The organism is Sphingobacterium sp. JUb56 (genome assembly GCF_014191365.1).
GTDB classification, from domain to species: domain Bacteria; phylum Bacteroidota; class Bacteroidia; order Sphingobacteriales; family Sphingobacteriaceae; genus Sphingobacterium; species Sphingobacterium anhuiense.
The window spans coordinates 740,875-756,318 of the sequence record NZ_JACHWL010000002.1 but is presented as its reverse complement, the minus strand read 5'-3'; the positions used below and the strand labels follow the sequence as shown (position 1 = coordinate 756,318).

General features: G+C 36.9%; 13 protein-coding genes. All 13 read right to left on the bottom strand.

The window, feature by feature from the left end; all coding sequences use genetic code 11:
- Positions 1-134: 134 nt before the first annotated feature.
- The 13 genes from FHR29_RS22710 to atpC all read right to left on the bottom strand — a co-directional run bounded on the left by FHR29_RS22710 (position 135) and on the right by atpC (position 15,354).
- Positions 135-1,298 (bottom strand): 2-isopropylmalate synthase, encoded by a 1,164-nt coding sequence (locus tag FHR29_RS22710; protein WP_021191844.1) that lies wholly within the window; start codon positions 1,296-1,298, stop codon positions 135-137.
- A 35-nt stretch (positions 1,299-1,333) separates the two neighbouring features.
- Positions 1,334-2,407 carry a 3-isopropylmalate dehydrogenase gene (gene leuB, locus FHR29_RS22705; protein WP_132769216.1) on the bottom strand — a complete coding sequence of 358 codons (1,074 nt, stop codon included), beginning with the start codon at positions 2,405-2,407 and terminating at the stop codon, positions 1,334-1,336.
- Between the two features lie 134 nt (positions 2,408-2,541).
- Positions 2,542-4,005, bottom strand: a complete 1,464-nt coding sequence (locus FHR29_RS22700; RefSeq protein ID WP_183917387.1) for an ATP-binding cassette domain-containing protein — start codon at positions 4,003-4,005, stop codon at positions 2,542-2,544.
- Entirely contained in the window at positions 4,005-4,589 is a 585-nt protein-coding gene (gene leuD, locus FHR29_RS22695; protein ID WP_183917385.1) for a 3-isopropylmalate dehydratase small subunit, read from the bottom strand. The genes FHR29_RS22700 and leuD overlap by 1 nt, the downstream gene beginning before the upstream one ends.
- 213 nt (positions 4,590-4,802) lie before the next feature.
- Complete coding sequence (locus FHR29_RS22690; RefSeq protein ID WP_183917383.1) at positions 4,803-5,624, bottom strand: methyltransferase domain-containing protein; 822 nt, start codon at positions 5,622-5,624, stop codon at positions 4,803-4,805.
- Between the two features lie 41 nt (positions 5,625-5,665).
- On the bottom strand, positions 5,666-7,063 hold the full coding sequence (gene leuC, locus FHR29_RS22685; RefSeq protein ID WP_021191841.1) for a 3-isopropylmalate dehydratase large subunit: 1,398 nt from the start codon (positions 7,061-7,063) through the stop codon (positions 5,666-5,668).
- 94 nt (positions 7,064-7,157) lie between these two features.
- Positions 7,158-8,639: a ketol-acid reductoisomerase gene (gene ilvC / locus FHR29_RS22680; protein WP_183917380.1), complete on the bottom strand. Its 1,482-nt coding sequence runs from the start codon at positions 8,637-8,639 to the stop codon at positions 7,158-7,160.
- Between the two features lie 40 nt (positions 8,640-8,679).
- Entirely contained in the window at positions 8,680-9,156 is a 477-nt protein-coding gene (locus FHR29_RS22675; RefSeq protein ID WP_183917378.1) for a DinB family protein, read from the bottom strand.
- 85 nt (positions 9,157-9,241) lie between these two features.
- Positions 9,242-9,832 (bottom strand): acetolactate synthase small subunit, encoded by a 591-nt coding sequence (gene ilvN, locus FHR29_RS22670; protein ID WP_021191838.1) that lies wholly within the window; start codon positions 9,830-9,832, stop codon positions 9,242-9,244.
- Between the two features lies 1 nt (position 9,833).
- Positions 9,834-11,579, bottom strand: a complete 1,746-nt coding sequence (gene ilvB, locus FHR29_RS22665; protein WP_132841071.1) for a biosynthetic-type acetolactate synthase large subunit — start codon at positions 11,577-11,579, stop codon at positions 9,834-9,836.
- A gap of 59 nt (positions 11,580-11,638) precedes the next feature.
- Positions 11,639-13,339 carry a dihydroxy-acid dehydratase gene (gene ilvD, locus FHR29_RS22660; protein WP_183917376.1) on the bottom strand — a complete coding sequence of 567 codons (1,701 nt, stop codon included), beginning with the start codon at positions 13,337-13,339 and terminating at the stop codon, positions 11,639-11,641.
- A complete protein-coding gene (gene ilvE / locus FHR29_RS22655; RefSeq protein WP_132841074.1) occupies positions 13,323-14,213 on the bottom strand; it encodes a branched-chain-amino-acid transaminase in 891 nt (296 codons plus the stop codon). Before ilvE ends, ilvD begins: the two co-directional genes overlap by 17 nt.
- Positions 14,214-15,105: 892 nt before the next feature.
- Complete coding sequence (gene atpC / locus FHR29_RS22650; protein WP_132769200.1) at positions 15,106-15,354, bottom strand: ATP synthase F1 subunit epsilon; 249 nt, start codon at positions 15,352-15,354, stop codon at positions 15,106-15,108.
- Positions 15,355-15,444 lie beyond the last annotated feature (90 nt).

Sequence of the window (15,444 nt, the reverse complement as noted above, 5' to 3'; positions counted from 1 at the left end):
ATTAGGTGATTGTTTTTTTTTATTCAAATAAAAAAACGTCATTTCGACTTAGAATAAAAGTAAATAAGTTTTTTGACTTTTTACTTGCAAATTTACTCTTTGTCAAAATGACGTTTTAATAAGTTTTTGTGTTATTAAACGCTTTCTGCGAATAAACTTCTGAGATCATCGTCGCAAATATCTTTTTTGGCATCTGCTAGAATTAGGAAGCGCTCATATGTTTCTGCAAGGGCTTCTTTTTCTAAGGTGTAACCGAGACGTTCTAAGTGATGCTTTAAAGCATGACGACCGGAACGAGCGGTTAAGATAATACCTGCTTCTTCTAATCCCACATCTTCGGGACGAATAATTTCATAAGTCTCACGGTGTTTTAAGAAACCATCTTGATGAATACCGGAGCTGTGCGCGAAGGCATTACGCCCAACAATTGCTTTATTAGGTTGTACTGGCATATTCATCATTTCACTTACTTTACGTGAAAGGTAAGTGAACATCTTGCTGTCAATATTTGAAGTTAGGTTACCGAAAGACTGATTATGAACTTTTAGAATCATAGCCACTTCTTCCAAAGAGGTATTTCCAGCACGTTCGCCGATACCATTGATGGTACATTCTACCTGACGTGCGCCATTTTGGATTGCAGCAATGGAATTGGCTGTTGCTAATCCTAAATCATTATGGCAATGTGCAGAAATAATCGCTTGATCAATGTTTTTAACATTTTCTTTCAAAAACTTTATTTTAGCGCCATATTGATCAGGTAAACAGTAACCGTTCGTATCTGGAATGTTGACAACAGTAGCACCTGCGGCAATAACTGCTTCGACCATTTGCGCTAAGTAAACTAAATCAGCGCGGCCGGCATCTTCTGCGTAAAACTCTACATCTTCAACATGTGATTTTGCATATTTTACTGCCGCAACAGCGCGATCTAATATTTCTTCGCGTGTGGAGTTGAATTTATACTTGATATGCATATCAGAAGCTCCGATACCCGTATGTATACGTGGTCTTTTTGCATATTTTAAGGCTTCTGCAGCAACTTTAATATCATTTTCATTGGCACGTGTCAAAGCACAGATAATAACATCATTTACGGCCTTGGATAATTCAACAACCGATTGAAAATCTCCGGGACTAGAAACTGGGAAACCAGCCTCAATAACATCGACACCCAGTTTCTCCAAATCTTTTGCAATGTCGATTTTTTCAGGAGTAGTTAATTGACATCCTGGTACCTGTTCGCCATCGCGAAGAGTGGTATCGAAGATGTATAGATGATTTGGATCGTGTAACATAGCTTTATGTTTATAATTTAGAAACTCTGTTCAGTCTATTTAATAAATTCTAATACTTTAGCACCCATTTCTTGTGTGCCTAATATTTTGTCTGCAGGTGTATTTACATTTGCAATATCACCTGTTCTCCAACCAGCTTTTAATGTTGCTGCAACTGCTTCTGTTACTTCTTTAGCTTCTGCTTGTAAACCAAAACTAATATCTAACATTAATGCAACAGATAAAATCGATGCCAATGGATTGGCTTTATTCTGTCCTGCAATATCGTGCGCTGAACCATGGATAGGTTCAAAAAACCCTGTACCGTCACCAATAGATGCAGAAGCTAGCATGCCCATAGAACCAGCAATCTGTGAAGCTTCGTCTGTTAAAATGTCACCAAATAAGTTGGCGGTTAGTACCACATCAAATTTCTTTGGATTTTTTACTAATTGCATCGCAGCATTGTCAATAAACATATGCTCAGTTTCGACATCTGGATATTCTGTTGCAATCTCTTGCACGACTTCTCTCCAAAGACGGGATGTTTCTAATACGTTTGCTTTATCTACCGAACATAATTTCTTAGAACGTGTACGGGCAGCTTCATAAGCTTTACGTGCTATACGTTCTACTTCATAGCGGTTATAATTCATTAGATCTGAAGCGAAATTATTATCTTCTGAACGATTTTTCTCACCGAAGTATACGTCTCCTGTTAACTCGCGGAAGAAAAGGATATCTGTTCCTTTTAATACTTCTGGTTTCAGGCTAGATGCGTCTAATAGTTCATCAAATAACAAGATGGGACGTAAGTTTGCATAAAGACCTAATTCTTTACGGATTTTTAATAATCCTTGTTCCGGACGTACTTTAGCAGATGGATCATTATCGTATTTAGCATGTCCAATGGCACCGAATAGGATTGCATCACTTGATTTTGCTTTTTCTAAGGTTTCATCTGGCAATGGGTTTCCGGTAGCTTCAATAGCAACGTGCCCCATGATCGCTTCATCAAAACTGAATTCATGACCATATTTTTGTCCGATTTTTTCCAGAACTTTTTTACCCCAAATAGTTACTTCTTGTCCTATTCCGTCACCAGGAATAACGAGTATATTTTTTTTCATCAGATTAATTATTTTGAGTGTATGTTTTCAATTGGATAATCGACTCCATTTCACTCGTTTTTATGTTTTATGATGAAACTATCATGCGCATATCTACTGTATGTTGGGAGTAGCGTGGGCATGATAGTTTCCTGTTATGCGTACTGTAAAATATCTTCAATGGTTTTAACCATTCCTTTTTCTAATATGATTTTCTTTTCAAGGCATGTCGGTAGCTGTGTCTCAAAATGTCCAACATAAATTAATGTTTTTCCATAGGTGCATAGTTCATCTACAACTGCATTGAAATGTTGTGTTTGTTCGTAATCAAGACCCTGGCAGGGTTCGTCCAAAATTAATAATTCAGGATTCTTAATCACTGTTCTTGCTAGCAAAGCTAAACGTTGTTTGCCTAAGGGTAGTGTATTTAATAATTTATTTTTATCTTCTTTCAAATCAAAGAAATCCAATACTTGATCGAGGAATTGTTGGTTTTCAAAGCTGAGATTACGGAATAGTCCAACGGAATCAAAAAAACCTGAAGCAACACTTTGCCAAACTTTCGCTGACTGATCAAAGTACCAATGCATTTCAGGTGAAATAATTCCTAAATGAGCTTTGATGTCCCATATACTTTCTCCAGATCCTCTTTGTTTACCGAAAAGAACAATATCATTGGCATAGGCCTGAGGGTGATCTCCATTGATTAAACTTAATAACGTAGACTTTCCAGATCCATTATGCCCCTGCAATAACCATTTTTCACCTGCTTTTACTTCCCAACTAATTTTTTTTAGTACCTCTTTTTCACCATACCTTACATCCACATTGGACATTTTTACCATGGTTTGGGAAGTAATACGTGGAGATTTCTGTAAAAAATGTGGAAGTGGTTTTCTTGCGCGCTCTTTTTCTCGTGAGAATGCTGCTTGTGAAGAAACCTCAAGTAACTGACCTTCCTGTATTTCTGCAAAATGATTGATACAGGTTGGCACTGTTTGATCATTACTGATTAATATCAAAGTCACTCCAGCGTGTGCTAAATCATCGAACGCTTGATTAAGTTCTTGGCGAGATTGACGATCCAGACCTGTATAGGGTTGGTCAATAATCAATACTTGTGGCTTTAGCCATAACGCTTTAATTAACTGCAGTTTTTTATGTTCACCACTGGATAATTCTATAAGCTGTGTGTTTTGAACATCTTCAAACCCAAAAGTTTGAAAGTATGGTTTTACCTCTTCAAATTGCAAATGTTTTTCTTTTGCAAAATGTAGAAATTCGGCCTGTACTGTTAACGTATCGTTGGTTTGATGTTTGTTGTAACGTTGCTGGTAATAGAAGTTTTTATCGCCTTCTAAATTGGTGAATTGATACCAATTGGAAACATATAAAACTTCTGCAGGAAGAGGAGAGCTGCTGTTAAAGTTAATTTTTAAAAGTCCACTGTATGGAATATGGCCTGCAATTGCTTGTGCCAAAGTAGTCTTTCCCGTACCGCTTCTACCACCGATTAACCAGTGCTGACCTGGTTCAATTTGCCAATTCAAGTCCTGCAGTACCACATGATATTGGTGCTGGACAGTTAAATTGGCAATATGGACGACAGGTTCTATCATTATCTTGTTTGTTCGAAAGTTTCGATTGCACTTTTGTTGTTTAGGATGAAATCAATATCATCATATCCGTTAATAAGACATGATTTTTTGTAAGGATTAATTTCAAAAGATTGTTGTGCACCTGTTTCAGATAATGTAACGGTTTGATTTTCTAGATCCACGATAATATCTGTGTTCGGGTTTTTAAATACGGTATCAAAAATAGTTTCTAAAAACTCGTCTGTTACCTGAATCGGCAATACGCCATTATTCAAGGCATTGCCTTTGAAGATATCTGCGAAGAAACTACTGATCACAACATCAAAACCATAATCCTGTATAGCCCAAGCGGCATGCTCACGACTGGAACCACAGCCAAAGTTTTTACCTGCTACAAGAACTTTTCCTGCATAAGTAGGGTTGTTCATTACAAAATCAGACTTGGGTTGATTGTCGCTATCATAACGCCAGTCGCGGAATAAATTGTCACCAAATCCATCCCGTGTAGTCGCTTTTAAAAAGCGTGCTGGGATAATCTGGTCGGTATCTATATTTTCAATCGGTAAAGGAACTACCGTTGTTGTTATTGTTTCAAATTTTTTCATCTAAATAATTTGTTATTTAATGGTGATGAAGCTATCATGAGAAGAGTATCTATCTCTTTTTTGAGCCACTTTTGCCTCATGATGGTTTCCTCCACTTCATTATTTACGAGTATCTGTCTTTAACTGTATCAATGAACAACTCGTTTCACTTTATATGTGAGCTGTTTCAAGCTCTTGATATTTTTCGTGTTATGTTGCTGTCAGTGCAATGTTTTATTTTAAAACTGCTCTAACTTCTCTAAGCTTCATAGTCATGCTGACGGCTAAATTATCAGCCCAATTGTTGTAATCTTTAATAGCATCTAAACGTTCTTGATCGCTCACATATCCTTCTTCTACCATTTGTTTTGAGTTGGCTACCTGCGACCATATTTTTAATTTGTCTAGGTGTAATGGGTTGTTGCGCTCATAATGTTCATCGGCGTTAAAGACTTCGATTTGACCAAAACCATGTTCTTCAAAAATGTCATCCAGATCGTATCCGATCCTATTGTTCATACCAGCGTCATTTCGCCACATCAAAAACATGTGATAATAATGTTCCATACTTCTTGGTATTTTTGGAGTCCAATCGATGGCTTCATGATTATAATCTAATATCGATACTTGCCCATTGGGTTTTAATAACGTTTTCAATTTATCAATCGCTTTATCTAGTGTTGAAATCCATTGAAAAGTACGTGCTGAAACGATCAGGTCAAATTTTTCGATGCTGTCAAAATCTAGTAAATCACAATGAATCAATTCTAGATTCTGGATACTACCAAATAGATTTTTTCCTTCCGTAATAAAAGACTCTGTATTATCAATTCCAACAACAGCACCTGATGGGCCGACTATGGTTGCGATATCTTTTGTGATCGCACCTGTTCCACAACCGATATCCAAAACTCTTAATCCTGGTTTTAGAGCAGATTTCAATGTATGATAATCTTTTTCCAACGTTCTTTGATTAAAGATTGCGTTTGCACTTTGCTCTTCACGTTGAATCACTTTATTTTCGGTGACTGCGACTGTCTGACAAATTTGGCACATTTGTAAAAGTTATTTAAGAACAGCTACTATTAGCAATTAGATTATATCAACTCCCTAACATCGGTAATTTTACCTGTTACAGCTGCCGCTGCAGCAGTTAAAGGTGATACCAGCATCGTGCGGGCATCAGGTCCTTGACGTCCTTCAAAATTTCTATTTGATGTCGAAACACAGTATTTTCCTGCAGGAATTTTATCTTCATTCATGCCTAGACATGCTGAACAGCCTGGTTCACGTAATTGAAATCCTGCCGCTTCGAAAATTTTATCTAATCCTTCTTCGATTGCCTGTTTTTCAACTTGTTTTGAGCCGGGAACGATCCAAACTTCTACTTGTTCTGCTTTTTGTTTTCCTTGAACAAATGCAGCAACTTCACGTAAATCTTCGATACGGGAGTTTGTACAGCTTCCAATAAAGACATAATCTACTGGTTTTCCTAAAATTGGAGCATCATCAGCAAAGCCCATATAGTTGAGTGCTTTTTGATAAGATGGTTGTTCTGATTCAGGTTGTGACTGTGTAGCTGGAATGCTTTCTGTAATGCCCATGCCCATTCCTGGATTAGTACCATAGGTGATCATCGGTGCGATATCTGCTGCATCAAATTCTAATACAGCATCAAATTGTGCGTCATCATCAGAATATAATGTTTTCCAATATGCTAATGCTTTATCCCATTCTTCTCCTTTAGGAGCGAATTCACGTCCTTTTACATAATCGAAAGTAGTTTGATCGGGAGCAATTAAGCCTCCACGAGCTCCCATTTCAATACTCATATTACAAATGGTCATTCTAGCTTCCATACTTAATGAACGGATTGCCGAACCAGCGTATTCAATAAAATAGCCTGTACCACCTGCTGCAGAGATTTTTGCAATGATGTATAAGATAATATCTTTTGCGCCTACTCCTTTTTGCAAATCACCATTTACTTCGATTTTCATCGTTTTTGGTTTTTGTTGCAGTAAGCATTGTGTTGCAAAAACTTGTTCCACTTGAGAAGTGCCTATTCCAAAAGCAATAGCACCAAATGCACCGTGTGTTGAGGTATGACTATCTCCACATACCATAGTTTTACCTGGTAATGTAATCCCTAATTCTGGCCCAATCACGTGTACAATACCTTGGTAGGGGTGACCTAAACCATATAGGTTAATACCGAATTCAGCACAGTTTTTAGTCAACATATCAACTTGGTAGCGTGATAATTCTTCTTTGATGGGAAGGTGCTGATTTAAAGTGGGGACATTATGATCTGCCGTGGCAACAGTTTGGTTGGGACGAAATACCGGTAAACCTCTTTTGCGCAGACCATCGAATGCTTGTGGGGAAGTTACCTCATGGATAAGGTGGGTGTCTATATAAATAATATCTGGAAATCCTTCTTCACGTTTGACGACATGCGCATCCCAAATTTTTTCTACTAATGTTTTTGACATTTTCTTCTCTAATGTTAATTTTTCAATTTAATTCGGTTGTTTTTTTGGAACTTCCTAAAAACAACCGAATTTTTGCAGTCTAAATTACGAAAATTTAAACAGTTTTTATAGCTTTCATTGCAGTCATTGCTTGACGTAATTTACGACCTACAATTTCGACTTCATGATTACGTAAAATATCATTAATTTCCACTAACTGAGCGTTATCTACTGAAGCGTCTTTACCAGCATTATAGTTTTTACCTACTAAATCAGTTTGTACTGTTTTCATGAAATCAGCTAATAATGGTTTACAAGCTTGATCAAATAAATAACAGCCATATTCTGCTGTATCTGAAATAACACGGTTCATTTCAAATAATTTTTTACGAGCGATTGTATTCGCGATTAAAGGAGTTTCGTGCAATGATTCGTAGTAAGCTGATTCTGGTTTAATTCCTGCTTCAACCATAGTTTCGAAAGCTAATTCAACACCAGCTCTGATGAAAGCAACCATTAAAGTATAGTTGTCAAAGTACTCTTGCTCTGCAATTTTCACATCACCTGCAGGAGTTTTTTCAAATGCTGTCTCACCAGTTTCAGCTCTCCATTTTAATAGATTTGCATCACCGTTAGCCCAGTCTTGCATCATCGTTTTACTGAATTCGCCAGAGATAATGTCATCTTGGTGTTTTTGGAATAGCGGACGCATGATATCTTTCAATTCTTCTGATAATTCAAAAGCTTTGATTTTAGCAGGATTGCTTAAACGATCCATCATACCACTTACACCACCGTGCTTTAATGCTTCAGTAATAACTTCCACACCATATTGAACTAGTTTAGATGCATATCCAGCGTCAATTCCTTGTTCAACCATTTTATCGAACGATAAAATAGAACCTGTTTGCAATAAACCACATAGGATGGTTTGCTCGCCCATTAAATCAGATTTTACTTCAGCAACAAATGATGATTTCAATACACCAGCTCTGTGACCACCTGTACCTACACAATATGCTTTTGCTTCAGCCCATCCTTTTCCTTGTGGATCGTTTTCTGGGTGAACAGCAATTAAAGTAGGAACACCAAAACCACGTACATATTCAGCACGTACTTCAGATCCTGGACATTTAGGTGCTACCATGATAACAGTAATGTCTTTACGGATTTGCATGCCTTCTTCTACGATGTTGAAACCGTGTGAATAGGACAATGTAGCACCTTCTTTCATTAAAGGCATTACAGCATTGATCACAGCAGTATGTTGTTTATCTGGTGTTAAGTTAATTACTAGATCTGCAGTAGGAATTAATTCTTCATAAGTTCCTACTGTAAAATTGTTATCTGTAGCATTTTTCCAAGAATCTCTTTTTTGCTCAATAGCTTCTTTACGTAAAGTATATGATACGTCTAAACCACTATCTCTCAAATTTAGACCTTGGTTTAAACCTTGTGCACCACAGCCTACGATTACGATTTTTTTACCCTTTAAAGCATCTACACCGTCAGCGAATTGACTGTTGTCCATAAAATCTGCTTGACCTAATTGATGTAATTGATCTCTAAGTGGTAGTGTGTTGAAATAATTTGCCATTGTTGTTGTTAATTTCTTTATTGATGGTTTGTTGATTATTTTATTTACTGTTTCTAATTGCTTTGCGTTGTGCTAAGGCATATCCCCAATGCAAATTGTCGTGAGACAGGGTTGCGATCAGTACTTCTTCGATTGTTTTCATCTCAGCACCATAGGTTGCTGTAGCGTAAGGAGTGATAGTCGTAAAAATACCTTTCTCATAGTCGCTTTGAATCTGATCGATGGTTGTTAGCGCTAATGCTTTCAATTCATCTACTTCTTCCTGTGTCACGTTACGTGTCGGTTTAGTATCTTTTTTATAGTCTTCATTGTACTTTACTGATGACGTATCTGCTAAGATACCGGTGCGAACATAACTCAACGTTTGTGTTGAAACGACGATATGCGCAAAATTCCAGAAGATATTGTTATTGAATCCTTCCGGTATAAGATTTAATTCGTCTAATGTCAAATCATCTAGTAATCTTATAAATCCTTTACGGCTACTGATAATAAATTCAAATATGTGTTGTGTCATTTTTTACTTTTTTAATCGAAATTTTTAATGAGGCAATGATTTTATAAGACATTGCCTCATTTTTGAAAGTTAAGAAATGTTGCCATTACATGGTGAAAACATCATCTCCTTTTTCGAGATATTCGTTTTCAACGACATCTTCAGAAGGTTCTCTGCGCTCAAATTCTTTTAATTTAGCATGAAATCCAGCACTTTCTTTAATGATAGCGATACGTGCACCACGTACAAATTCGATTAAATTATACTTGGTCAACTCTTCTGTTAACTTATCAATTTCCTCACGATGACCAGCGGTTTCGAAGACGGTGTAGTCTTTGCGGATAACAACTGCAGATGCGCCATATTGACGTAACAGTCTTTCTACGTACACCTTTTCTGTAATGACTTCTGTTGGAACTTTGTATAAAGCCTGTTCTTGCCAGATTACTTCATCGTTAGTATTGTAGTATGCTTTGAGTACCTCTACCTGTTTTTCGATTTGACGGCATAATTTGCGTACTACTTCTTCTATTTCAGTAATTAAAATCGTAAAGCGATGAATCCCTTCTACTTCGGAAGGAGAAGTGTTTAAACTTTCGATATTAATTTTTCTTCTTGAGAATATGGTTGATATTCTACCGATCATGCCGATAGAATTTTCTGTATAAATCGTGATTGTATATTCTTGTTTTTCCATTTTACTTCAATCTAATTTCTGAAACACTAGTTCCCTGTGCAACCATTGGGAATACATTGTTTTCTTTTCCAACCATTACTTCTAAAAGGTAGGCGCTATCGTGCTCCAACATGGTTTTCAAAGCTGTTTTCAACTGATCTCTTTCTGAAACTTTTTGTCCCTCTATATAGTATGATTTTGCTAAAGCAACAAAATCTGGACTAGTAATATTCACGAAAGAATAGCGTTTTTCATTGAAAAGCTGTTGCCATTGGCGAACCATTCCTAAGAATTGATTGTTTAGAATCAGGATTTTTACTTTAGCACCAAATTGCATGATAGTACCCAATTCTTGGAGTGTCATCTGGAATCCCCCATCACCAATAATAGCAATAACATCGCGATGTGGTGCGCCATACCAGGCACCTATTGCTGCAGGTAGACCAAATCCCATGGTTCCTAATCCTCCTGAAGTAACATTAGATTTTGATTGATTGAATTTTGCATAACGACAGGCTACCATTTGATGTTGTCCAACATCGGTCGTGATAATCGCATTTCCCTCAGTCAGTTCATTTAAAAGATTGATCACTTCGCCCATTGTTAGTACATCACCTGTTGGATGAAGCTCATTTTGGATAACCTCTTTAATTTCTTCTTTTTCTAAGGTTCTGAACTGTTCTAACCAATCGGTATGTTCTTTTTTGTCGATCAATTCAGTGAGTTGCGGTAAGGTTTCTTTACAATCTCCCCAAACAGGAACTGTTGTTTGAACATTTTTGTCAATTTCGGCAGGGTCAATATCTAAATGTACTACTTTTGCCTGTTTTGCATATTTGTCAAGACGTCCTGTTACACGGTCATCAAAACGCATACCTATAGCGATTAAAACATCACATTCGTTAGTCATCACATTAGGTGCATAGTTACCATGCATTCCAAGCATACCAACATGTTGTGGATGATCTGTTTCGAGTGCACTAAGACCCATTACTGTGGCTGCAGCAGGTATGCCTGATTTTTCTAAGAAATCTTTAAACTCCTGCTCAGCTTTACCTAAAATAATACCTTGACCAAATAAGATAAATGGTTTTTGTGCACTATTGATTAGAGCAGCAGCTTCCTGTACATACTCTTTTCTTACAATAGGAGATGGACGGTACGAGCGGATGTGCGTACATTTTTCATAACCTTGATAATCGAATAATTCCATTTGTGCATTTTTCGTAATATCGATCAATACGGGGCCAGGTCGACCTGTACTAGCGATATGAAATGCTTTTGCTAATGCCATCGGAATTTCGGATGCTTCTGTTACTTGGTAACTCCATTTTGTGACAGGAGCGGTAATATTAATAACGTCTGTTTCTTGAAAGGCGTCTGTACCCAATAAACTTGCGAATACCTGTCCAGTGACGCAGACGATAGGGTTGCTATCGATCATAGCATCGGCTAAACCAGTAACTAAATTTGTTGCTCCAGGACCAGAAGTTGCAAATACAACACCAGGGCGGCCAGAGGTTCTTGCATACCCTTGTGCAGCATGGATACCACCTTGCTCGTGACGGACCAAAATATGAGTTAATTTTTCATTATAATCATATAATGCATCATAGATCGGCATGATCGCTCCTCCAGGATATCCAAATACGGTATCAACACCTTCACATAGTAAGGCTTCTAATACCGCCTGCGAACCTGTTAATTGACTAACGGGTTGAGGTTGCTTTGTACATTCCTTGCTTTCAGTTTTTTCCAGCGTACTCATTATTTTCAATTTATTCGATTTGTAATTCTTTTGTTTGTGTTGATTATTCGGTCTTGCTTTTATAAGTCTGTTACACAGCCTTCTGAAGCGTCAGAAACAGTTTTGGCATATTTGTAAAGGACTCCTTTTGTTACTTTCAATGCTGGTTGTTTCCATCTTGCACGTCTAGCAGCAATTGTTGCTTCGTCGACTTTTAAGTTTAGTGTATTGTTGACCGAGTCGATTTCAATGATATCTTCATCTTCTACTAATCCGATCAAACCTCCTTTATACGCTTCAGGGGTAATGTGTCCCACGACAAAACCATGCGTACCTCCAGAGAATCTTCCGTCTGTGATTAATGCGACAGATTTTCCTAATCCTGCACCAATAATAGCTGAAGTAGGTTTTAGCATCTCTGGCATTCCAGGTGCTCCAACTGGTCCCTCGTTTTTGATCACCACTACATCTCCTTTTTTGACACGACCTGAAGAAATCCCTGCGATTAAATCTTGCTCTCCATCAAATACACGTGCGGGCCCGACAAATTTCTCTCCTTCTTTTCCTGAAATTTTTGCGACAGAACCTTTCTCGGCTAAGTTTCCATATAGAATCTGTAAATGGCCATTTGCTTTAATAGGGTCGGCTAGTTTATGAATGATCTTTTGATCATAATCTATTACAGATTTCACATCTGCTAAATTCTCAGCTAATGTTTTTCCTGTTACAGTCAAACAGTCACCATGTAGTAATCCCTCATTTAATAAATATTTTAAAACTGCAGGGATTCCACCGTATTGATGTAAATCTTGCATTAAGTATTTACCTGATGGTTTAAAATCAGCTAAAACCGGTGTTTCATCCGACATACGTTGGAAATCATCCTGTGTGATATCTACACCTACTGATTTACCAATTGCAATAAAGTGCAATACGGCATTTGTACTTCCTCCTAGTATGATGATCGCACGGATGGCATTTTCAAATGCTTTGCGTGTCATGATATCTGAAGGTTTAATATCTTTTTCTAATAAGATGCGGATATATTTACCAGCTTCTAAACATTCATCTTTTTTATCTTGTGATACGGCAGGATTGGATGATGAATAAGGTAAGCTCATTCCTAAAGCTTCGATGGCAGCGGCCATTGTATTGGCTGTGTACATTCCTCCGCAGGCACCTGCTCCGGGACATGTATTACGGATTACACCATCGTAATCTTCGTCGGAAATATTACCACATATTTTTTGCCCTAAAGCCTCAAATGCGGAAACAATATTTAGATCTTCTCCTTTATAATGACCGGGTGCAATTGTTCCACCGTAAACCATTATTGCTGGGCGATCTAAACGGCCCATTGCGATTACAGCACCAGGCATATTTTTATCACATCCAGGTATTGCAATCAATCCATCATAATATTGCCCACCACAGATTGTCTCAATGCTATCTGCTATGACATCTCTACTGACTAATGAATAACGCATACCTTCAGTACCATTACTCATACCATCACTGACCCCAATTGTTCCGAAGGTTAAACCAACTAAATCACTTGCCCATACGCCCTTTTTAACAACTTGCGCAAGATCATTTAAATGCATGTTACAGGTATTTCCATCATAACCCATACTCGCAATACCTACTTGAGCTTTTTCCATGTCCGCATCTGTAAGACCAATACCATATAGCATTGCTTTTGCTGCGGGTTGTGTTTCGTCTTGTGTGAATGTACGGCTGTATTTATTCAAGATTTGTTCTTTATCAGATGATGACTTCATAGTTCTCGTTCTCTAATACTAAATTTTTATATCGTCTTTGTATAGAAGCACCTATTGTATGCTCCCAATCTTCTTTATAAATAATGTGATCGACTTGTTTTATTCCTATTATTTCTGCTGCCGTTCCAGATAGAAAAGCTGAATCTGCTTCGTGGATATCTTGGACTGTCAACCTTTTCTCAATTAATTCAATTCCTAATTTTTTACAGATCAGAATGACGTTTTTTCGGGTTATACCAGGAAAAATATTCTGAATAGGCGGTGTATACAGTTTGAAATCTTTTTCAATAAATAAGTTTTCACTTGATGCTTGTGCTACATAACCATCCTGATCTAACAACAGTGCTTCGTCATATCCATTTTTTATTGCTTTACTGCTTGCTAAAATGGAGTTGATGTATTGGCCTGATATTTTTGAGGAAATCGGAAATGCTTTTGAACTTGGTCGCTGAATATCCGATATTTCAACCTTTAATAGATTTTGTCCTAAATAAGGTCCCCATTCCCATGCAGCCATCATGATCCGAGCTTCAGTTGATGAAGTGAGGTGCATGTTGGATCCAGAGAATACCAATGGACGAATGTAGGCTGAACGTAGATTGTTGATGGATAATAATTCATAAGCACGGTCAATCAACTCCCTATTATCCCATGTATATGGTATATTGATTGCATCACATGACTTCTCTAGACGCTCAAAGTGTTCCAGAGCTTTAAAAATACGAGGTCCATTGTGGGTGTTATATGCCCTAAGACCCTCAAACGCACCATATCCATAATGCAAAGCTTGAGTATACAGGTCAAGACCTGTAGCAAAAGCTTTGACGTACGATCCGTCTAAGTAAATTAATGTGTTCTCGTCGTAATATTTCATAACCTTGTTATCTACCCTCCCTATTAGTAATAATTAGAAAATGACCTGTTTTTGTTTCCCTTGGGTAAATGTAATTTAAGCGTAAACTTTACTGCTGAAATTATTTCTTTAAGTTACTCCGAATAAAAATAATTGGCAATAGCCTTATCTAACTTTTTTGATTAAGTATATAATTTTGATTATTTGTTTTTTGCAAAATTAAATTTTTATATTTTCAATATTAGTGATATTTTAGAATGCAGTAAGTAGACCGTATTTAAAATCGGTCTACTTGGCTCAAAAACATTTTTTTTCATTTTTACCTCAAATTCTTCTTAAAAATTGATAATTCCTTATTCTTTTTATTTTTTTGAGTATGATTTCTTTGAAGTGATCCTCCGTTTTTTTTGATTCATGAGACTATTGTTAATGAACAATATGTGGGAAAAATTTTAAATGGGATGATGGGGGGGAGGTTGTGAAAACTGGGGACGTGGAAACCGACAAGTTACCTAGTTTTTAAACAAATTGTTGCTAGCTTTCAGATTGCTTGGTGCTAGATTGATGTGTCTTGTGGGTCTGTGTATGGAAATGTCAAGAATGGGTCAGAACGTTCTTATTATGGTGGAATTTAAGAGTCTTATAAAGTGTTTGTATAAGATGATTTTCTTGTCTTAGTATAAAGAGAAAAACTAATCTTGATGCATATCTCACTATTTTGTCAATTTATCCACATTGTGGACAAATGATGTTTATTTTAGGTTGAAGGATATGCGACTATTCTATTGACATGTTAAGAGGGAAATCATTTTCAGGTTTTATATTATTTTTTCAACAATTTGTTTAGAATGTGTTGAAAAAATAAAAGCCTCTTATTTTTTAATAAGAGGCTTTTGAGATCATCGTATGATGATTATGCTTCAATAATTCCTTCGGCCAAAATGGTAACGACATTATTCTTAGCTTCTACAACACCACCTTTGATGTTTAAGATCTGCTCGTCTTTACCTTGCTGAACAATTACTTTTCCGTCTTCCAAAGTCGAAATGATAGCCGCGTGATCTTTCAATATTTGAAAAGATCCTGAAGTTCCTGGAACAGTTACCGCAGTTGCATCACCTTCAAATACTATTTTGTCTGGAGTGATTATAGATAATTTCATTATTTTTAGATATAAGATTTGAGATTTGAAATTTGAGAACTTGAGGTCTTCAAATAGATATGAGATAATAGCGTCTGCATTACCTCATAT